Origin of the sequence: Pseudoalteromonas luteoviolacea NCIMB 1942 (genome assembly GCF_001625595.1) — a bacterium.
GTDB lineage: Bacteria > Pseudomonadota > Gammaproteobacteria > Enterobacterales > Alteromonadaceae > Pseudoalteromonas > Pseudoalteromonas luteoviolacea_A.
The window spans coordinates 1-20,316 of record NZ_AUXT01000184.1; the positions used below are offsets into that span (position 1 = coordinate 1).

The 20,316-nt window shown below is 41.8% G+C and carries 17 protein-coding genes; 2 read left to right on the plus strand and 15 right to left on the minus strand.

Annotated features, from left to right (window positions below):
• Positions 1 to 67 precede the first annotated feature (67 nt).
• The 3 genes from N482_RS17180 to N482_RS17190 all read right to left on the minus strand — a co-directional run bounded on the left by N482_RS17180 (position 68) and on the right by N482_RS17190 (position 2,997).
• Positions 68 to 1,120 (minus strand): hypothetical protein, encoded by a 1,053-nt coding sequence (locus N482_RS17180; protein ID WP_063378206.1) that lies wholly within the window; start codon positions 1,118 to 1,120, stop codon positions 68 to 70.
• 401 nt (positions 1,121 to 1,521) lie between these two features.
• Positions 1,522 to 1,983: a hypothetical protein gene (locus N482_RS17185; RefSeq protein ID WP_063378207.1), complete on the minus strand. Its 462-nt coding sequence runs from the start codon at positions 1,981 to 1,983 to the stop codon at positions 1,522 to 1,524.
• Positions 1,984 to 2,019: 36 nt separating this feature from the next.
• Entirely contained in the window at positions 2,020 to 2,997 is a 978-nt protein-coding gene (locus tag N482_RS17190) for an aldo/keto reductase (protein ID WP_063378208.1), read from the minus strand.
• Between the two features lie 121 nt (positions 2,998 to 3,118).
• Here N482_RS17190 and N482_RS17195 point away from each other — a divergent pair, with 121 nt between their 5' ends.
• Complete coding sequence (locus tag N482_RS17195; RefSeq protein ID WP_063378209.1) at positions 3,119 to 4,000, plus strand: LysR family transcriptional regulator; 882 nt, start codon at positions 3,119 to 3,121, stop codon at positions 3,998 to 4,000.
• Between the two features lie 176 nt (positions 4,001 to 4,176).
• Positions 4,177 to 5,355, plus strand: coding sequence for an NRAMP family divalent metal transporter (locus tag N482_RS17200; protein ID WP_063378210.1), 1,179 nt, complete (start codon positions 4,177 to 4,179; stop codon positions 5,353 to 5,355).
• Positions 5,356 to 5,402: 47 nt separating this feature from the next.
• On the opposite strand, the gene N482_RS17205 is transcribed toward N482_RS17200, so the two are convergent.
• The 12 genes from N482_RS17205 to N482_RS17260 form a co-directional block, all read right to left on the minus strand.
• Positions 5,403 to 5,681 carry a YfcL family protein gene (locus tag N482_RS17205; protein ID WP_063378211.1) on the minus strand — a complete coding sequence of 93 codons (279 nt, stop codon included), beginning with the start codon at positions 5,679 to 5,681 and terminating at the stop codon, positions 5,403 to 5,405.
• Between the two features lie 13 nt (positions 5,682 to 5,694).
• Positions 5,695 to 6,816 carry an ATP-NAD kinase family protein gene (locus N482_RS17210; RefSeq protein WP_063378212.1) on the minus strand — a complete coding sequence of 374 codons (1,122 nt, stop codon included), beginning with the start codon at positions 6,814 to 6,816 and terminating at the stop codon, positions 5,695 to 5,697.
• The gene (locus N482_RS17215) at positions 6,806 to 7,360 is read right to left on the minus strand and encodes an elongation factor P hydroxylase (RefSeq protein WP_063378213.1); all 555 of its coding nucleotides are present in this window, start codon (positions 7,358 to 7,360) and stop codon (positions 6,806 to 6,808) included. The genes N482_RS17210 and N482_RS17215 overlap by 11 nt, the downstream gene beginning before the upstream one ends.
• A 142-nt stretch (positions 7,361 to 7,502) precedes the next feature.
• Positions 7,503 to 8,198: a TorF family putative porin gene (locus N482_RS17220; protein ID WP_063378214.1), complete on the minus strand. Its 696-nt coding sequence runs from the start codon at positions 8,196 to 8,198 to the stop codon at positions 7,503 to 7,505.
• A 2-nt stretch (positions 8,199 to 8,200) separates the two neighbouring features.
• Positions 8,201 to 9,418 (minus strand): hypothetical protein, encoded by a 1,218-nt coding sequence (locus N482_RS17225; RefSeq protein ID WP_063378215.1) that lies wholly within the window; start codon positions 9,416 to 9,418, stop codon positions 8,201 to 8,203.
• A gap of 170 nt (positions 9,419 to 9,588) precedes the next feature.
• Positions 9,589 to 11,241, minus strand: a complete 1,653-nt coding sequence (gene betA / locus N482_RS17230) for a choline dehydrogenase (protein WP_063378216.1) — start codon at positions 11,239 to 11,241, stop codon at positions 9,589 to 9,591.
• Between the two features lie 8 nt (positions 11,242 to 11,249).
• Complete coding sequence (gene betB / locus N482_RS17235) at positions 11,250 to 12,713, minus strand: betaine-aldehyde dehydrogenase (protein ID WP_063378217.1); 1,464 nt, start codon at positions 12,711 to 12,713, stop codon at positions 11,250 to 11,252.
• Positions 12,710 to 13,306: a transcriptional regulator BetI gene (betI, locus tag N482_RS17240; protein ID WP_063378218.1), complete on the minus strand. Its 597-nt coding sequence runs from the start codon at positions 13,304 to 13,306 to the stop codon at positions 12,710 to 12,712. Before betI ends, betB begins: the two co-directional genes overlap by 4 nt.
• Before the next feature lie 394 nt (positions 13,307 to 13,700).
• Positions 13,701 to 16,805 (minus strand): efflux RND transporter permease subunit, encoded by a 3,105-nt coding sequence (locus tag N482_RS17245; protein WP_063378219.1) that lies wholly within the window; start codon positions 16,803 to 16,805, stop codon positions 13,701 to 13,703.
• Entirely contained in the window at positions 16,802 to 18,115 is a 1,314-nt protein-coding gene (locus tag N482_RS17250; protein WP_063378220.1) for an efflux RND transporter periplasmic adaptor subunit, read from the minus strand. The genes N482_RS17245 and N482_RS17250 overlap by 4 nt, the downstream gene beginning before the upstream one ends.
• Entirely contained in the window at positions 18,102 to 19,502 is a 1,401-nt protein-coding gene (locus tag N482_RS17255; protein WP_063378221.1) for an efflux transporter outer membrane subunit, read from the minus strand. Before N482_RS17255 ends, N482_RS17250 begins: the two co-directional genes overlap by 14 nt.
• 466 nt (positions 19,503 to 19,968) lie before the next feature.
• Complete coding sequence (locus tag N482_RS17260) at positions 19,969 to 20,271, minus strand: hypothetical protein (protein ID WP_063378222.1); 303 nt, start codon at positions 20,269 to 20,271, stop codon at positions 19,969 to 19,971.
• Positions 20,272 to 20,316 lie beyond the last annotated feature (45 nt).

The following is a 20,316-nucleotide window of genomic DNA, read 5'->3' on the forward strand; positions in this document are numbered from 1 at the left end:
ACAGAATTTTGAACGCCCTCAAAAAAGCGCGAATGCGCCCTTTTATTTTCCAAGAAATTCAAATAGGTTATTGAAAATATTCATCAAACGCGTTCTTTAAATGTCTTTGCATTGCTTTGCGATGATACTTTCTTACACCATAGCTTTGTTCAAGGTGAATGAAACGTTTCGAAGAAGCGTCAGCACTTTTATGGCAGCTGTCAACAGAGTCATTTGTATGGCGCCCTTGTACATTCCAAGTGCCACCTAGGCTTCTAGTATCATTGCCATAAACACACGCTTTAATAACGCCTTCGCTCTCAACGCTACGACGAATGGAGTGCAAAATACTATGCTCGTGGTCATTCGTGGCGTATCTTACGGATTCGCTTAGATTGAGCATTAAATCGTTATCCGTATTGCACTGCGCTTGCAGTTTTGCTCGCGTTGTTTTGCCAAAACCATGATACTGGATAAATACGGTTTCTAAATCGTAGTCACTCATATATTCATGAACCACTTGGAACAGTGACTCAGTCTGGTGTGCGACATCACTTGCCGAGTAGTTAGTACCGGTGCACACACTCACATCATGACTGCTATCACGACGAGTACCTGCCAACATCAATAGCTTTGTTTGCGTATATAAAAATGCATCAATTGCTTGCGTACCTGTGAAAGAGTCCCTTTTAGGGTGCGGTGCTTGCAACACAGCATTTGAACCGGTTAAGTTTAATACATAGGTTCCGCCACCAATAAACTTATCGCTCGGTAATTGATATTGCTCTTGAAGTAAATAATACACTTTGTCGGTGTCGACATCATTAAACTGAATGACCTGATAGTTTACAGCTTTAGCCAGCTCATCAGCGAGCGGCCAATTTTGTTGATGAAACGCTTCAAACAAAGCTTTAAAGTTAACTTGAAAATCACCACTAGGTTGCACCCAATTATTATCTGCTTTAGTACCATAATTGTAAGACTTAAGGTGCCTATCTAACTCTCCTGACATCATCACGAGTGCTTTTGTTGGGAAACTAACTACCGTTAGGATGAGTAAAGCTATTGTGAAGACGATGTAGGTGACTAGTGGGCGAGCGCCATTAGTCAATCGTGGTGAGTGCGATTCAAATAGTTGCATATAAATACTCCAGTGGCATTAAGGTTAGCTGTGTTAACCAAACATCCCTGGAAAAAAACAATACCAAAGTATTGATTTTCAGCTTTAGACCATGTCAAAAGTTGCATATATTATTACCAATAACTAAACAAAAGCTCTAGTAAAACTAGTAAAAATGACCTTTTGGTATTACATTAATAAAGGTACATAAATCGACAAAAACACTTCCAACCTCTTTAATATCAAAAGATTAAGAATCTGGTATGACCTCTGTGAAAAGTTCCTACTTGTAGAGAGGTGAAAACGGACTAGAACGCTAAATATTGCATTTAAAGGAAAAGTTCAGCGTGATGAAGGGAGGTTTTTTGTAGTTGGGCAAGACGAAACCCAACTACATCTGGACTATCAAAGAAATATATAGGTCAATAATTAGATTGCTCAGAGTACCTAACAGATTTAACCAACGCACCCACTTCGTCTTCACTCATGCCTAATTCAGCGAGCAATCGCCCTATCACAAACCTTGTCCTACCAGAACCGCCTTTGCTATGAATAGCAATGACATAACCACTGGAGATTGCAGCCATAACACTGGGAATTTGATTTTGAATAGAACATTGAAACTCTTCATCGAGATTACTACTCGTTGGCACACTCAATTGTAACCATTTTACCTGCGTGCTTTCGCAAACAGCTTCAAGATCGCATGCACCACTTTGCATTAACTCTTGGTCACTCATAAGTGTCAGAATTGCATTCACGCCCTGCTCTTTGAGCTGCTTAATAGAAGAGAATAAAGCAACACCTTGAGTTCCTGGGCAAGGTGTAACAAAAATAGTCGCACCTCTGCCTGTCTCAAGTTTGCTAAATGGATGTGTAGTCATAGTAAAGCTCCATAAGATCTATGATTTCATCTTATTTTAAGGTAGTGCAACTCCCCTAGCGCTTACATAAAGGTTGTACCAATCGTTTCTGTCTAGGTGAATATCAAGGGCACTTACCGAATTTCTAATTCGATTTTCATTTGTTGTACCAATGACAGGCTGAATCCCAGCTGGATGACGCATTAAAAATGCCAACACAATAGCCTCGCTTTCAACCTGATACTTATTAGACAATTGCTTAACTAGCTCCGATGTGTTTCTTACATTTTGGTTACTTGAGTATAGTCCCTGTTCACAAAAAATCCCTTTTGATAAACTCCCCCATGCCTGTAATTGGATATTGTTCAGCTGACAGTGTTCTAACGTACCACTCACAAAGTCGACCATGTGGTTTCCCTTGGAGCCAACCATAACTCCATCATCGAGCCAATCCAGTTTTGCTAAGCTCATTTCAATTTGATTACTGATAATAGGCATATCTAATGCTGACTGGAGTAGGCTGACTTGGTGCAGATTCATATTTGAAACCGCAAGGTGATTTATTTTTCCTGAGAGCTTAAGGCTACCAATTGTATTCGCTAACTCCTCTAACTCCATAAGCGGATCTGGGCGATGAAGCATGAGAACATCTAGGTATTCAATATTCATGCGCTTCAAGATACCTTCTACCGAATGAGTTACCCAGTCGCCAGAGAAATCATAACAACCAAAGTTATCGCCATGTTTAACACGGATCCCACACTTTGACTGTATGATCATCTGCGCCCTTAGCTGCGGTGAGTTTTTCAGAACTTTGCCAAACGCCAGCTCAGCGCTACCTCGACGATATATATCAGCATGATCGAAGAAGTTAATTCCACACTCCAGTGCACATTCAACAATACCTTGCGCCGTTATAATGTCTTCATTCGAAAGCGAACTGTTCTCTTTGTGATCTGCACCGAGCCCCATACAGCCATATACGATTTTACTCGCAGTTGGGAAATACTTTTGAATTGAAATTCTTTTTTCCATTAATCCACCTTCCACGTTCAAGAATAAAAAACTGTATGATATTGTTCTCTTATAAAAATAAAACACCCAAGATGAAAACACATTATTCACTATATTGAACAATAATCATTAGGTATTGAGTTTGAAAGAGCATAAACGTATAGAACTGATAATGCTGTTTGTTAAGCTTGCTGAAGAGCTTAGCTATACTAGAGCAGCATTAGAGCTAGGAGTCTCTAAAGGACACTTGTCTGAACAAATAAAAAAGCTTGAACAACAACTAAAAACGCCCCTGTTATTACGCACAACTCGAAGTGTAAAGCTTACCCAATATGGCCATCAGGTTTTTGAACAAGGAAAGCGTCTCAGAGCCGAGCTCTACAATATCGAACGCAGTATAAGCAGAGAAAAGGTCGAAGGCCTACTTAGACTCACGGCTCCTCGGATGTTTGCACAGACATTTTTACTCGACATATGTGCTCAATTTAAGGCCCAATATCCAAATATAGAGTTTGAGATTAACGCAAGTTACCAAACGCATGATTTAAATGTGAAAGATTTTGATTTAGGTTTTAGAGCAACGGTGAATCCTCCCCAAGACATGATAGCAGCCAAACTGTTGACCTATCACCATGCTTTGGTTGCTTCCCCTCAGTATTTGTCGAACTGCCCAGATTTATCAGCCCCTGAAGATTTGACAGAGCATCAATGCCTAACGATAAACTCACACACGACGTGGCACTTTTCTCAACAGCAAGTTAAGGTGAAAGGGTGGCTTACAACGAATGACAATACACTGTTAAAAAGCCACGCTTTGAATGGCCATGGGCTCTTTAAGGTTGCTAGTTACTTCGTGCAACAAGAACTACAAGCTGATGCATTACATGAAGTGCTGCAACAGTATACTCACGAGCCCAACAACTGTATCTATTTGTTCTATCCGCAAACTATTTATCCAACACATAAACTAAAAACCTTTGTGACATTCGTAAAGCATTACTTTGCAAATCAGCAATATAGTTAAAGTGCAGATTCGACCAGATCAATCACTTTAATAGGTAATAATGCACTGGCTAATAACGGCCTGTTAATTTTTTACTTGGATAATTTTACGTACAAGTTAACATAGCCCATAAAAAAGGAATCGTCGTGTTATCTGGAATACTATCAAAAAGTAAATCTTTAGGGCCAGGAGTATTAATGGCAACCGCAGCTGTGGGAGGCTCTCACTTAGTCGCAGCGACACAAGCCGGAGCTCTTTTTGGCTGGCAATTACTTTGGGTAATTGTGGCTGTAAACGTACTGAAGTACCCGTTTTTTAGATTTGGGGTAGAATATACATTACATACCAAACAGAGCCTTGTAAAAGGCTACAAGGATAAAAACCCCTCTCTATTTTATCTTTTTGTTGCTATAAACCTGCTCGCTGCAGTCGTTAACTCTGCTGGTGTACTGCTATTGACCGCGGCACTCCTGCAATATATTTTGCCTTGGAGTTTAGCGCTAACAACAATATGTTATGGGTTGTTGGCTGTCTGTCTTGCTATATTAATATTTGGCCATTACAAACTGTTAGACAGTGCCAGCAAAGTGATTATGGTATTCTTATGCTTGGCAACTACAGCCGCTCTCATTGTCGCTGTATCAAACGGCCCCGCCCACCCTGTACCAACAACTGTCGCGCCATCACCTTATGAGCTAGCCCTACTTGGCTTTATGGTGGCATTGATGGGGTGGATGCCCGCACCGATTGAAATATCAGCAATTAACTCTTTGTGGCTCAAAACGAAACTCAAAGCAAATCAATTAACAAGAGAGCAAAGCCTATTCGACTTTAATTTAGGTTATGCGGTAACTCTATTACTGGCACTGATGTTTTTCGTTTTAGGCGTATTACTGCAGTATGGACAGACACAAGAAATCCAACTAGCTGGTGTGGCGTTTTCTAAACAGCTCATAGACATGTATGCACTCACCATTGGTGAATGGGCAAGGTGGCTGATTGCTGTAGTCGCATTTTTATGTATGTTTGGGACAACGTTAACGGTATTAGATGGTTACGCCAGAACGTTGGATGAGTCTCTCAAAATTATCAAGCCGCATAACAATAGATACAGCTTGTCTGCAATTATCGCTATTCAATCTGGGCTTGGTATGGTGGTTGTCTTGTTCTTTAAAGGTAACTTAAAAGACATGTTGATGTTCGCAATGACCTTGGCATTTTTAACCACACCGTTTTTTGCATGGCTGAATTTGTCTTTAATTAGAGGTGAAATTTTTGATGCACAGCCTAAATCTGTCAAAGTGCTATCAGTGATAGGCTTGGTGTATTTAGTGGCATTTTCACTGTTGTTTGTCGTGTGGAAGTGGATCTTGTAGGCTTTGGTGTTAAGGGCAATCACATTTGTGTTTGCCCTCACGCAAATTTAGGCTACAAGTGCTTTCACTTGTTCCCAAATATTAACAACATGCGTTTTGTCATCTTCTGTTAACTCGCCATTTTTATATGCTTTAACTAAACTCTCTTCAACTTTATTGTTTAGTTCTTCAGGCGCTAAATCTAGCTCTTCTACTTGTGCGTACCCTACTGCTAGGTCAAAGTGACCTCTTAAATAGCCACCAGCAAACAGCTCATTATCATCTGCACGATCAACTAATTCATCAAAAAACTGCTGTGCAGCCTCTACATAGGTTTCAAATGACATTCTGTCTCCTCAGTTATTCTTGGTGCCCTACGGCATACATCACATGGTCATTGTACCCTGTAACGACCTTAATATATCCACTTAACTCATCGTCAAGTGATTGATCGCCCGTGTCGGAAATTAGTGGGCGACCATCTAATGCTTGCAGTTTGCGCTTAGTTGCAACCACAATAATATTCTCTTTTCCTATTTTTCGAATTAAAGCTGGACTTAGCTGCTGGTTACCTCGACCAAAGATATGACCTTGGCCACCAATCAGAGTAATGACCAGCTTCGTTGGACAATCGTCTGTCATCTCAAGTAACTGCGTAGCTGTTAAATCTTGGCCAACTAACTCATGATCTTGGATAAGATCAACTCCAAGCAGCGTATTTTCAAGGCCTAATTCTTCCATCACCGCGGCTACAGTTGAACCCGACCCCATGATATAACGCTCGTCTTCATCCATTTCTGAAATAACATATGCAGCGATGTCAGCCAGTACAAGCTCATCACTTTCTTTACCGCCATTTTTGACACTTTGAACATATCGCACTTCGCTGGGTACCTGCATTTCACCGTAACGTTTGGCTTTAACAGTTCCTTGCCTAAATGCAGATTCATCAATGTCCATTACATCTGCATCTGCCAATGTAACAAGCTCACCATTAATCAGCATTTCCACCACTCGACCAGCTGCTTTTGGCGTAATTGCATAAACACCACTGTGAATTTTACACCCTGCTGGCACACCAAGCACAGGAGCTGTGTCCTCAACAACAGCACAAACATTTCGCGCTGTTCCATCACCACCTGCAAACAAAATAAGATCCACTTTTTGCTCGACAAGTATTCTAGCTAGCGCCTCTGTGTCTTCGGGCGTTGTCTCTATTTTTGGTTGGTAAACAACCTGGATATTAAAACCTAACTCTTTAGCTATGCGCTCACCCATTTCGCCGGATGCGGTGAATACTTCGATGCTTTGCTTATAAGGTAACAGCTGTTCAATCGCGAGTTTGGTTCTGTTATTTGATTTTGGTTCTGCGCCCAACTCAAGCGCTTTTTTCGCGGTATCGGCACCATCGCTACCTTTTAATGCAACTGCACCACCTAACCCAGCTAAGGGGTTAACGATCAAACCTAACTTAAACGACATTTTCAAACTCCTGTGGGCAATGCCAAGAAAACTGTTCTGCTGTTAAAGGCCAAGGCGTTTTATAAAAATCGGCCAGCGCTTTCAGAAGTTGTTCTGTACGAGAGCTAAAACCACCCTCGATCAGTTCAATTACTTTATCATGCACGTTTTGTTGAAAACTAAACCGGCAGGTTTGTTCGCCATTTAAGTTGTCTACGGACACATTAAAGTTAAATCCAGCAGAGACACTTAGTGCCCACTCAATTGCCTGTGGTTTAACTTCAACCTTTTCGAATTCAGCTTGCTGCGCTTTATCTCTACCATCTGGGCAATACCAGTAACCGTAGTCTTCTTGCAACCTTCTTGCCTCTCCGGCAACAAGCCAGTGCGCTATTTCGTGCAATGCGCTTGCATAAAATCCATGGGCAAATACTACCTGATGATAACCACATGTCTCATTTTCTGGTAAGTAAATGGGCTCGTCATCCCCTCGTACTAAACGCGTATTATGAGATTGGCCAAACTGAGAATCAAAAATATTTTTAAGGTCAGATATGTCGTGCATAAACGCCAATAAAGCGCGGTAATTCAATGGCCGATGATTGTACGGATTTTTATTGTGAAAGTAAAAATTTGCAGGCATTAACGCAAAAGAAAGTGAACTAATGTTAGGTACGCTGATACAGTGCACCTAACATTAATGATCGTTACATTGAGAAGGTGCGAGATAACGACAAAACGATACGCTCATCAGCCGTGTCGATATCTAAATTTGTATTCTCGGCAGCCAATTCAATATTAAACGCATCTATACTCGTTTGATAAGCCAACCGATAATGGTGGTAAGACTTTCCATTGTCTTTCCAAAGCCACTTGTCACCGTCCAATGAATTAGACACATCAAAGCTAGCTCTCACAGCGTGATTTGGTGCAATCTCAAAAGTATGCGCAACCATCGCTATCGTGTGGCCCACATCAACGCCAAAATAATCCCAACTGTACCAAAAGTTGAACTCCGTTTTACCTAGTGCATTGTTATAACCAAACTTTGCATATGCTTCAGGGTAATTTCCATCACTGGACTCGCTTGCTCCATGATACGAGTAATAAGCGACACCATAGTCAACACTCCATGCTGCGTTAAATTCGTGGTACTTCCCAATATAAAAGTCCCACTCGATATCAGTGTCACCAAAGTCAACATTAGACGCCCAAGAGCCTACATAAAGACCGTTGTCGAAAGACTTGTCGATACTACCCTGTATAGCAGGGTCGTTTTGAGTCTGACTAACACCATTAAATGTGTAGTCTGACGCCGCTGTTATAGTGCCGCTCAATTCAGCCATCGAAAGTCCAGAAAATAGGGTCAATGGGAGCAGTGCAATTTTATTTATCTTTTTCATAATTAGCTGACAGTTTTTATTTTGTTAAAATCAATTTTATTGTCTTCTGGCGAACTTTGTATTCCGCCTACCGCACGCAACTTTTTACCAATAATAAACCCAAAGCATGCGAAGAAAATTGCAATGACAATCGCCCCTACCCATTGGATTTGCAAAAAGTTAAGCTGGAACAATAAGGTGAGTAGCGACAACACAACTATGTTTAGAGCAATATATTTGGACTTACCTAAACGCTGTGTGGTCAAGCCTAAGTTATCGGTATATAAGCGTATAAGTGAATCAAGAGAGTTAATCACAAACACCACGCCCACAAACACCATTGCAAAATTAGTCAATCCTTCAGTTGGAATTCCAGCTTCATGATAATGGTATAAAACAGCAAACCAAGCTGCTATAGGAATTGACGGGAATACGAGCATGGCAGCCAAAACTTGATAGGTCTTCAAACCGCCAACAAAACGAGCCGTAAATTGGCCAATCATGATACTCCAAGCAAACCACCAAAAGAGATAAAACTCATGATAATCATTCAAAGGCAAAACAAATTGATGCATATTGGCAAAGTAGTCGCCCATCAACGCGAGATTAGTAAAATAACTTCCAATTGCGCCATCGCCTAGTAAGAATGCATCAATCCATAAAAGAGCGATTAAGCTTATGAAAACCCATGTTGTAGAGACACTGAGTAGCCTTACATACTTAATATTTGTACTTGAGTAAACAGCAATTGAAATAGCTAAAAGGACGATTAAATAAAATGGTGCGACAATGGATTCGCCATCACCTACGCTTGGCAGATACCAAGGCAAATTAGATAACAGCAAAAATGCAGTAAATGCACACGTACCAATAATAACCACATTGTTAATAAGTTTTACCAAAGGGATCTCAAAGAACTTCACTTTTGGTTCAATTACGCAGAAATAAAAACAGGTCAGGAAATAAAATCCCCAGATCAGAAAACCCCAAAATCCAAACTCGATGGCGAGAGGGTTGGTAAATCCATATTCTGGGCTTGCGCTTATGTCTGCGTAACCTGCAAACTCGGTTAATGGGAACATGATCAAACCGACATCAAGTCCCGAAGTAAATAAAATGGCGATAAATGTAAATGTTTTAACTGGAGTAACGCCCACAACTTGAACATTTCCCCATTTGTAAAGAATAAAAGCGATTGATAGTAGGGTGAATAATACGCCTGCGCTAAGCCAAATGGTCATTATCGCCCTCCCAAAATAAGTAAAAATAACTCATATATTTTCCCGTTTAAGGTTGTAATTATTAAACTTGCTTACTTTTCCACCGCTTTTCTAGACTAGAAAAACGATGGACACGCCTCGGCAAGCTAGTGATGGCCCAAAGACCAAAACTAGGCGAACTCTTCATATATTTAACGCTGTTGATGATGCCAGTCGGGATGAACCAAAGTGTTTGCTGCAGACGGTGGCAAAGGTCTATTCCCCAAAATCATATCTGAGGCTTTTTCAGCTACCATGATCGTTGGCGCATTGAGGTTTCCATTAGGTATAGTCGGATAGATAGACGAATCGACGACTCGCAGCCCTGTAACTCCATGCACTCGAAGTTCAGAATCAACTACCGCCATATCATCTTCACCCATCTTGCACGAACATGATGGATGATATGCGCTCTCTGCAGCTTGACGCACAAATTCGTCAATCTCTTCATCTGTCTGAATATGCTCACCAGGCTGAATTTCACCATCCCTGTAATTATCAAATGCCGCTTGCGAAATAATTTCTCGAGTTAGACGCACACAAGCCCTAAACCCTTCTATGTCGTCTTGGTGTTGCAAATAATTAAACTGAATTTTTGGCGCTTTCGTTGGGTCGTTGGACTGAACGAGTACCGATCCACGACTTTTTGGTTTATTGTGCCCTACATGAACCTGAAACCCGTGACCCTCAAAAGCAGATTTACCATCGTATCGAATTGCAGCGGGTAAAAAGTGATACTGAATATCAGGCCACTCTATACCAGCCTTAGAACGAATAAATGCACACGACTCGAAATGATTCGTTGCTCCAAGTCCTGATTTGTTCAGAATCCACTTGGCACCTATCAGACCTTTTGATATCAACCCAAGTTTGCCATTTAACGTGATGGGCTGTTTGCATTTATATTGAAAATAAAACTCAAGGTGATCTTGTAAGTTCATACCAACGCCAGGCAAATGATGTTTTACTTCAATAGCCGCTTTTTGCAATGTTGCAGAGTCACCAATTCCCGACAACTGCAAGATATGAGGCGAGCCAATTGGTCCAGCGCTTAAAACTACCTCTTTATCAGCTTTGGCCGTGACTAAGGTATCATCCAAAACGTATTCCACACCTGTCGCATGCTTACCATCTAGCGTCACTCGTGTCACTTGAGCGCCAGTTACCACAGTCAAGTTATCGCGGGTTTTGACTGGATCTAGATATGCACGACTCGTTGAACAGCGAATTCCTTCCTTTACAGTCATATGCATCGGGCCAAAGCCTTCTTGCTGTTCCCCGTTGTAATCAGAAGTAATCGGGTACCCGGCTTCTTTTCCAGCTTCGATGAAAGCACGATAAAGGGGGTTCGCCATATTATTGCCGTTGTTGACACCTAATGGGCCCTCCCCACCACGATAATCATCTTCGCCCTTAAGCCATGTTTCAGCCTTTTTGAAATATGGCAAACACGTTTGGTAGTTCCAACCTATAGCGCCATGGCTCTCCCACTCATCAAAGTCCTTTGCATGCCCCCTAACGTAAACCATACCATTAATTGATGAAGATCCGCCGAGCACTTTTCCTCTCGGGCAGTGCATTTTACGGTTATTTAAATATGGCTCTTTCTCGCTATGAAATTGCCAAGCATATTTCTTGGTGTTCATAGGAATAGAGAGCGCAGTTGGCATTTTAATAAAGATGCTCTTATCTGAGCCGCCAGTTTCAAGTAAAAGTACCTTGTGCTGCGAGTTGGCTGAAAGGCGGTTTGCCAAAACACAACCGGCAGAGCCAGCACCAACAATTATGTAATCAAACTGAGACATAAGCCCTCCTAAAATGGGCTTTCTATCTTGCTCATTCCAACATACACAGATTTTGTCTGCGTATAGCTGTTAAGCGTTTCGATACCGTTTTCTCTACCAATCCCCGACTGCTTGTAGCCACCAACTGGCATTTCAGCAGGTGAATTTCCATAGCTATTTATCCAGCAGATGCCTGCATTTAACTGATGAATCACCCTATGTGCCCTTTGAATATTTAAGCTAAACACGCCCGCCCCCAATCCCAATTCAGTGTCGTTTGCACGAGCAATTACGTCTGCTTCATCTTCAAATGTCAGTACACTCATTACAGGCCCGAATATTTCTTCTTTTACGATTGTCATATCGTCTGTGCAATCAACGAAAATAGTTGGCGCAACAAAGTATCCATTTGGAGCCGATTGTGGCGATAAAGCGTGCCCACCAGTCAAAAGTTTCGCGCCTTCCTTTTTACCAACGTCAATATAATTAAGAACAAGTTGCTGATGCTGCTTGGAGATCAAAGCGCCTAAATTGACATGTGGCTCGAGTGGATTCCCGGCAATGATATTTTGCTCGGTTCGTATTTTTAACTCATCAACAAATAACTGGTAGATGTTTTTATGCACGTATACACGAGTACAGTTGGTACAAATTTCACCTTGCGTATAAAAGTTGCCTAACATCGCAGCGCTGACAGCTTCCGACACGTCAGCATCGTCAAATATAATGAGCGGAGACTTCCCCCCCAGTTCCATCGTCACTTCCTTGAGGTTAGAAGCCGCAGTGTGCATCACATGTTTGCCCGTTCCGACCTCCCCAGTAAAGGAAACCTTTGCAATATGAGGATCTGAGGTTAGCCACTGACCAACTTCTGCTGCACCTTGCACCACATTGAAAACACCCGCCGGCATACCTGCTTCTATAAAGATTTCGGCAAGTTTGATGGCACCTAACGGTGTTTCTTCAGATGGTTTGAAAATTAATGCATTACCAGCGGCTAGCGCTGGGCCAGACTTCCAACAAGCTATTTGTAGCGGATAGTTCCAAGCGCCAATGCCTGCGCAAATACCCAGAGGCTCCTTACGGGTATAAAAAAAATCGCTCCCAACAGGTTGCTGGGAACCAATTAGAGTTGGTGCCAACCCCGCAAAATACTCAATGACATCTGCACCAGTTTGAATATCAACACAATCTGCTTCTTGAATAGGCTTGCCTGTATCTAAAACTTCGACTCGTGCCAGCTCGTCATTTCTCTCTCTAAGCAAGGCAACCGCTTTGTTTAAAATCCTGCTACGTTCAACTGGCGCCATTGCTGACCATATCGCAAAACCTTGTTTCGCACTCTCAATTGCGCGTTTCTGAACATACTCATCCGCGACCTCAACATGATAAATTACTTCATCAGTGGCAGGGTTTTTTACTGGGAATGTCTCTTGGGATTGGTTTGCGATAAAAGCGCCATGGATAAAGTTCTGATAAACCGTCGAGGTCATGCTTGTACTCCAGAAGGTGAGATTAGAGATGAAATATACTGCTTAGCCAGCAGCTCGGCTTCTTTGAACGTCTCTTGGTCTGCTTTGCTCAACACCGCCCTTAGCCATAGGCCATCTATCATAGCCGCGGTTAATTTGGCGGCTTGTTGAGCGTCGCCTTTCTCAAAGAAATAAATAAATGAGTATGCTAAGTTGCTATAGAGCCTTTTCGAATTAATTGCTTGTAAGCGATGTAGCTGTTCATCATGCATTGATTGCGCCCAAAAGCTTAACCACGTTTTGGTCGTTTTACTCTGCTGTTGGAGCATTGAAAAGTTAGCTTCAACTATGAACATTAAGCGTTCATAAGCGTTGCAATTGGGCTCAACTTTGGACAGCAAGCTGGTTTTCAAATTTGTAAGAAGATAGCGAACAGTCGCTTCGATCAAGCCCTGCTTCCCACCGAAATAATGACTAATAATGCCAGAAGATAAACCAGCTCGATTACTAATACTGTTTATTGTAGTTGCATGTAAACCAAGTTCTGCAACTGATTCTAACGTCGCTTCTATTAGCTGCTGGCGACGTATTGGTTCCATTCCGACTTTAGGCATAATTTTTTAATTGAACGTTCAATTAATATAAATTATATAGACCTCTAATCATTATAACAATAAGTAATTCATTCACATTTTTATAAAAAGCCTCAAAAAATGTGACTACCACGTCAGCTGAAAACCCTAAACCACTGTTTATTATTGAATTATATTTTTACACACATTATTAGATTTTATGCATTAAGCTTACAGCACAGTCAATTTTAGTGAGCACCCGACCATAAATAGATAGCTCTCTAATTAAAGTTAGTTGTTTTTCTGTGCTGTGATTATTCTGGTGAGACTGTGAAGTGGGTGCTCGAACTGGATATAGTTGCTATCCAAAGACAACAGTACGCGCAACCTTAAAAGACAAGATTACACATACTGTTTTCGATAAGCGGTGTCGCAGTTATGCTGTTTTTGGGTTCAACTGTTTGCCAAAACTTATAACCCTATCAGAAATAAGATAGTTAACTGGCACCAAAATAAGCGTGATAAAAGTGGCAAACACAATACCAAAACCCAAAGATACGGCCATTGGAATTAAGAACTGTGCTTGAGTTTCCTGCTCAAATAACAGTGGCATCAAGCCAAAGAATGTGGTGATACTGGTCAACATAACCGGCCTGAACCTTGCTGCTCCGGCAGTCAAAACAGCTTCCATCACCTCTTTACCTCTACTTCTTTGCTTATTGATGTAGTCGACTAAAACCAGTGAATCATTGACCACAACACCTATCAACGCCAGCATTCCTAATAAACTCATAATCGTTAGCTCCATCGACATAATCCAGTGACCAACTACCGAGCCAATCAAACCAAATGGGATCACACTCATCACTATCAGCGGTTGAATGTAAGATTTAAACGGGATCGCGAGCAAGGCATAGATAATGAAGAATACGAACAATAATGCCCACCCTAGCGAGCCAAACGACTCTCGCTGCTCTTTGGCTTCCCCTTCCAGTGAATGAGTTACCCCAGGGTACTGCAATACAAGTTGATCTAAGAAAATTTTGAGCTCTTCTTGTAAAACCGTCATGTTAGTGTTTTGCTTTTCAATATCTGCCGTGATATTAACCGTTCGATAGCGGTCTATACGATAAATATTCGACGGGCTTTGACCCGGTGTCAGTGTTGCAAGATGACTCAGCGGCACTGAAGCAGAGTTAGGGGTATCTATCAGCAAAGTATTAAGCGTCGCTAAGTTACTCCGTTCTTTTAGAGGCAAACGCACCATCACTCTCACGTCATCTCTGCCACGTTGAATACGCTGTACCTGCGCACCAAAAAACGCACTTCTAATTTGCCGAGATACATCTATGCGGGTTAACCCTAGGGCCTTGCCCTGCTCCGTCAGTTCTATTTGTAACTCTTCTTTACCATCACTCAAACTATCTGTAATATCAAACACGGTTGGAAAAGTCGCCAATTGCTCTTTGACTTTTTCAGCAGCCTCTTTCAATACCTCAAGAGACGTACCTGTCATTTGTACATCAATGGGATCGCTAGAGCGGCCTATTTCAGCTCTAAATGTCAAGCTTTCGGCTCCTGGAACAACACCGATGAGTGTTCGCCACTCTTTTACTAGTTGTCGCGAGTCGACCGAGGCTGAACGGGATTCTGGCGGTGTTATTTCAAAACGTACTCGGCCTGAATTCGAAGCGCCACCACGCCCACCTGTCGTCGCTAAAATATGTGTTATTACACTTTCCCCAGTATCAGGGTCTGTGTACTTCTCTTTTAATAACTGCGCTTTATCTGACATTAAATCAATGTACTTTGCCGTGACTTCAAATGGGGTCCCTGTTGGTAAAGTCAAATTAGCTCTCACTGTTTCGCTTGGAATGCGCGGGAAGAATATAAACTTTGTCCACCCACTGGTAATGAGTGCTACGATAATCATGAAAACGCCCAAAAACGCGCTCAACGTAACGGCTTTGTTTGATACCGCCACTTTCAATGCTGGTTGATAGTACTTTAAAATTGCACGTTCAAACCCATCAGCGAAGTTTTGCTGGAACTGGTTGAATTTATTAACCTTCACCTTGTCTTTTCGCAATTTCAAATTCTTCAAGTGTGCAGGAAGAACAAATTTAGACTCAATTAAAGACATCAATAATACAGGGATAACAACTGCGGGAATTTGCGCAAAAATAGCGCCTCGTACACCATCAATAAACGCCAGCGGTAAAAACGCAGCGACCGTTGTTAATATGCCAAAGGTAACGGGGATTGCCACCTCTTGGGTACCTTTAATGGCCGCGATTTCACCTGATTCAGAGCTGTTGAGATGTGTGTATATGTTTTCGCCTGTTACTATTGCATCATCTACGACAATACCAAGTACAAGGATAAACCCAAACAAGCTCATGATATTCAAACTCATACCAAACAGTGGCAACGCAATAAACGCGCCCATAAACGACACTGGGATGCCAATAAAAACCCAAAATGCTATAGCCGGTCTAAGGAAGAGCGTAAGTAATGCAAGGACCAAAATGCCACCTTGCAATGCATTTGAAGTCAGTGTCGCGATACGTTTTTTTACAATGACAGAGTCATCATCCCAGTAACTTAGTTCGTAGCCATAAGGCAACGAATCTTGGCGCTTTTCTATATAATTTTTAACTTTATCAGCAACCTCAATCGCGCTTTGTTGGCCAATACGATAAACCTCGATAAAGGCAGCTTGCTTCCCGTTAAAGCGCGTACGTACTGGCGTTTCTTCAAAGCCATCAATGATATCAGCCACATCAGACAGGTAGATTACCGAGCCATCTGCATTGGTCTTGATTGCAATATTCGCAAATTCGTCTTTACGATATGCCTGCCCCTTTGAGCGCAGCAATATATCCCCACCCGATGACTTTAAGTTTCCTGCGGATATATCCGCGCTAGACTTACCAATCAAGTCAGCAATCTGATTTATGGTTAACTGATATTGACGTAACTTATCTTGGCTAACCTCTATCGCCACTTCATAATCGCGCACACCGTCTAAATCGACTTGTGTAACACCAGATATTCGCAACAAGTCATCTCTTACCTGCTCAGCAAACTCTCGCGTTTCTTTTTCTGAGTAGCTTCCAGCCACTGTTACCGTAATGACATCCCTTTTGCGCTCCGTAAGTGAAATTACTGGTTTTTCAGCGTCAGCAGGAAACGTATTGATTGCATCTACTCGACTTTTTACGTCTGCTAACATTTCACGGGGGTCGTAACCATTCTCGACCTCAATAGTGACATTTGCAGACCCTTCCGCAGATCGGCTTGAGATCTTTTCGATACCCTCTAGGTCTTGTACTGCCTCCTCTATTCGGATCGAAACACCTTGCTCAACATCTTCAGGTGTTGCACCTCTAAGTGTCATACTAATGCTGATCCTATCCGTTTCAAATGATGGAAATACTTCTAATGGAATTTTTGTAGATAAAGCAAATAAACCTCCAAATAAAATGGAGATCATGAGTAAGTTAGCAGCAACTGAGTTTCGAGTGAACCAAGCAATCATATGCCGTTCTCCTGCGCTTTTTGCTGCCTTTCTGCTAAAACTTGTTTAACACTTACACCGCGCTCAGCTGCTATTTTTTTTACTCTACGCTGTTGCTTTTCAGTCAGTTGGTCCCAGCTTCTCGCCTCCTTTTTATCTTTTTGTGGCGACTTATTCATAACTGCTACACGAGTTCCTGAACTTACTTGCCCAAGTGGTGTAATCACTAACTTCATACCTTCAGACAAGCCAGACTTAACAATCGCGCGCTCATCACTTTGCCAAGCTAGCGTGATGTCTCTTCGCATCAATAGGTTGTTGTCATCTAAGACATATACGTAGCTGCCTTGGTAAATCGCACTGTTGGGAATACTAATAGCTTCACTAAGCGTTCGGCCTGTTATCTCCGCATTGACGTATTGGCCTATTTTTATGGCAAAGTTGCCTTGTCGCTTAACTGAATATGGGTCATCAATCTGCGCGACCACATATAGCTGTTGAGACTGCTCACTTATGGCCCCTTCAGTTCTTACAATGTTGCCAACCCACTGTTGCTCTATTCCCAAATCTGAGCTCAATATAACTTCGGCAAGCTCGCCATGCTGCGTGCCCTCTCTGGACTGTTCCGGCAAAGTTAAAAACGCTAAATCTCTATTGTTAATCGGTAGTCTCACTTCCACATAGTCAACTGCGTAAATTTCGGCCAGTTGACTGTTAGTCGAAATCACCTGTCCCAAATCAACTTTTTTACTCAATATACGTCCAGCAAATGGGGCAATTATTTGCGTTCGTTCAAGCGCCAACTCTGCTTGGGCTAGTTTAGCCTGAGCAGAAAGGACATTTGCTTGTTGCGCGGCTAATTGCGGTTTTCGCAGCACCAATTCGCTGGGTTTAGTCCCATCGCCTAGCCTTTGCCAATCGATTTCGGCCTGCTTCCCACGAGCCTCCTCTTCCAGCAGACTTTGCTGCGCACCTAGCAACATTGCCTTCGCTACTTGCACTTCAGCTCGGTAATCTCGGTCATCTATTCGCAGTAATAATTCACCTTTTTCAAAAAAGCCTCCATCTCTAAAGCTATCGTTTATCTCACTTATCTCGCCCGAAACTTGTGCTACAAGCATGCTTTGCGTACGAGGCTGCACAACGCCATGACTGCTAATTTCCATCGTGAAAGGTGCTGCCGAAATGGTTTTAAAATCTACCGTCATCAGTGCTTGAGGTTTACCTTGTCCACGCTTTGCTTTTGGTGGATTAGATGTGATAAAAACCACTAATATTATTGAGATAGCCAATACTGCTACTGGCAAAATAAATTTTTTAACTGGATTCATTATTGTCTTCCTCAGGCTGAGATAATTGAAAGCCTCCGCCCAATGCGAGATAGAGCGCCACACGATTTTTAATTAATTCATTTTTTATTGAAATGAGACTACTTTGCGCTTCAAAAGAACGCTTTTGCGCATCTAACACAGTGGTGTAACTAACCAAGCCTTTTTGATATTGTTCAAACGATAACTGTTCAGCTAATTTTGCGTTTTTCTCTGAAATAAGTGTCTTTGAATATCTGGTGCGCAACGCTTTCTCTTGGCTGATCCCATTTTCAACCTCTGTAAATGCGTCTTGCAGACTATCGAGGTACGACAACTCCTGTGCTTTTAATTGCACCCGAGCTAACTCTTCATTCGCAGCTAGTCGACCTGCATAAAATATTGGAGCCGAGATACCTGATAGTAACGACCAACCTGCTGATGACATGGAAAATGCATCGTTAAAATTGGCACTGTTGGAGCCATAATTCGCAGTCAAATTGATGCTCGGGAAACGACTTTTATGCGCGAAAGCAAGCGCAGCATCTTGCGCTAAAAGTTGATACCAACTTGACAGCAAAGCTGGTTTACGACTGACCAGCTCGGAAGGTACACCCATTGTGATATTTGAATTTAATAGTGGCAAATCAGCTTCAACTAGCAATTGAGCACTGGGGTATTCACCGATTAAACGCTCAAGGCTTCTTTTTCTTTCACTGACCAAAGCCCCCTGTTGAGCAACTTTTGCTTGCTCATTGCTGTACTCATTGCGCGTCAAATACACATCTAAAGCGCTGTTTAAGCCTTGTTTGTAACCATTTTCAATAATATCCAAATTTTGTTCGACGAGCTTTAGACGCTGATGAAGTAACTCTAACTGCTTTTGTCCTTCAATTACTGAAAACCAACTTATGACCACATCTGCAACTAAGTTGTATTTTTGCTGCATAAATCCGGCTTGACTAGTCATCACGTTCAGATTCGCTTGGCGCTCATCAGCGGCTAGTTTTCCCCACAGATCTAACTCGTAGTTGGCTTTCACACCAAGTGCATGGGTGGTAGACAGTGCTCCGGAATTTGCCGTTTTACGTCTCGTGCTATCAAATGAAACTTCAAGGGTTGGCCAAAGCACACTACCAGTTGCAATCAAACTTTGGCGCGCCGCTTCAATTTCTGTTGCTTGTTTAGCGATTGATAAATTGTTTCTCAAGGCCTGTGCAACCAACTCATGTATTTGCGGATTTTCGAGTTGTGTCAGCCAGCTTTGCTGCACTTCGCCCTGAGTATGCGCTTGCTGCCAATTATCTGGCATCTTAAGTTCGCTTCGATAGTTTTCTGCAATTTGAGAAGTCGAATTACAGCCAACTAGAACGCCTGTTACAGCAACAACAAGCACTATGTTTTGCCACATTATTCTCTATTCCTATAGAGTCTATGAATATTACTTTAGTTTAGTTTAGTGTGCGACAAAGCGATGACTCAACAAACTTTACATAGCCTTACAATCGCTCATATTTTGACTAAACCTAGGTAATAGCTTTCACTCAAAACTAATTAAAAAACTATCAAGATGCTTTTTAGTCACGACCTAAATTGGGTGATATGTTGATTGGACAACGTGAAAATATTACTACTTTTGATTGAAGAAATGTGAGTATTTACGGAAAAGGTAAAGCAATAAACTTCTTTACCCCAATTCTAGCTATTATTTAGATAACACTAGGTTGTAAGGTCAATCCCCTAGTTTAGAAAAGCTAAATTAGCGGATTGAAATTACGCACGACCTGAAGAAAAACACTCCCAGCCAGGCCCTACCGTCCAATTTTTACAATACACGCTTGGTGTTTTAGTAGAATTTGCTGCTCCTTGCCAAGCTCTTATTGCGTTTTTTGTGGCATTCGCTTCACTGTATCCCATGCGCTTGTTTTAATTACTTTACCAGAAGGTGGTGTCGTACTTTTCTTTCTTAATCTACTATCACATTCCCAAGGTGGACCTATTTGTGAGTTATAGCAATTAATACTCAAAACATTGTAATTATTTCTAGATGCATAATTATAAATTGCGCTTTGAGCTTGCGCTTTTGTTCCGCCGTAGGAGCTATATGTAATATTACTTGCTAATACTTGGCATGACCCAATTAACGCAGTGGCCAGAATCACTTTTTTTAGTTTTTTCATTTTCTATTCCTTTATCAAAAATCAGGAATGAAATTGATCAAATAA

Bases quoted from the DNA above. Each gene is read 5' to 3' on its own strand.
- N482_RS17260 (WP_063378222.1), bottom strand. From the start codon at position 20,271: ATGAAAAAACTAAAAAAAGTGATTCTGGCCACTGCGTTAATTGGGTCA.
- N482_RS17250 (WP_063378220.1), bottom strand. From the start codon at position 18,115: ATGAATCCAGTTAAAAAATTTATTTTGCCAGTAGCAGTATTGGCTATC.
- N482_RS17185 (WP_063378207.1), bottom strand. From the start codon at position 1,983: ATGACTACACATCCATTTAGCAAACTTGAGACAGGCAGAGGTGCGACT.
- N482_RS17200 (WP_063378210.1), top strand. From the start codon at position 4,177: ATGGCAACCGCAGCTGTGGGAGGCTCTCACTTAGTCGCAGCGACACAA.
- N482_RS17215 (WP_063378213.1), bottom strand. From the start codon at position 7,360: ATGCACGACATATCTGACCTTAAAAATATTTTTGATTCTCAGTTTGGC.
- N482_RS17225 (WP_063378215.1), bottom strand. From the start codon at position 9,418: ATGACCATTTGGCTTAGCGCAGGCGTATTATTCACCCTACTATCAATC.
- betB (WP_063378217.1), bottom strand. From the start codon at position 12,713: ATGACCTCGACGGTTTATCAGAACTTTATCCATGGCGCTTTTATCGCA.
- N482_RS17180 (WP_063378206.1), bottom strand. From the start codon at position 1,120: ATGCAACTATTTGAATCGCACTCACCACGATTGACTAATGGCGCTCGC.
- N482_RS17205 (WP_063378211.1), bottom strand. From the start codon at position 5,681: ATGTCATTTGAAACCTATGTAGAGGCTGCACAGCAGTTTTTTGATGAA.
- N482_RS17190 (WP_063378208.1), bottom strand. From the start codon at position 2,997: ATGGAAAAAAGAATTTCAATTCAAAAGTATTTCCCAACTGCGAGTAAA.
- N482_RS17245 (WP_063378219.1), bottom strand. From the start codon at position 16,805: ATGATTGCTTGGTTCACTCGAAACTCAGTTGCTGCTAACTTACTCATG.
- betA (WP_063378216.1), bottom strand. From the start codon at position 11,241: ATGTCTCAGTTTGATTACATAATTGTTGGTGCTGGCTCTGCCGGTTGT.
- N482_RS17255 (WP_063378221.1), bottom strand. From the start codon at position 19,502: ATGTGGCAAAACATAGTGCTTGTTGTTGCTGTAACAGGCGTTCTAGTT.
- betI (WP_063378218.1), bottom strand. From the start codon at position 13,306: ATGCCTAAAGTCGGAATGGAACCAATACGTCGCCAGCAGCTAATAGAA.
- N482_RS17210 (WP_063378212.1), bottom strand. From the start codon at position 6,816: ATGTCGTTTAAGTTAGGTTTGATCGTTAACCCCTTAGCTGGGTTAGGT.
- N482_RS17220 (WP_063378214.1), bottom strand. From the start codon at position 8,198: ATGAAAAAGATAAATAAAATTGCACTGCTCCCATTGACCCTATTTTCT.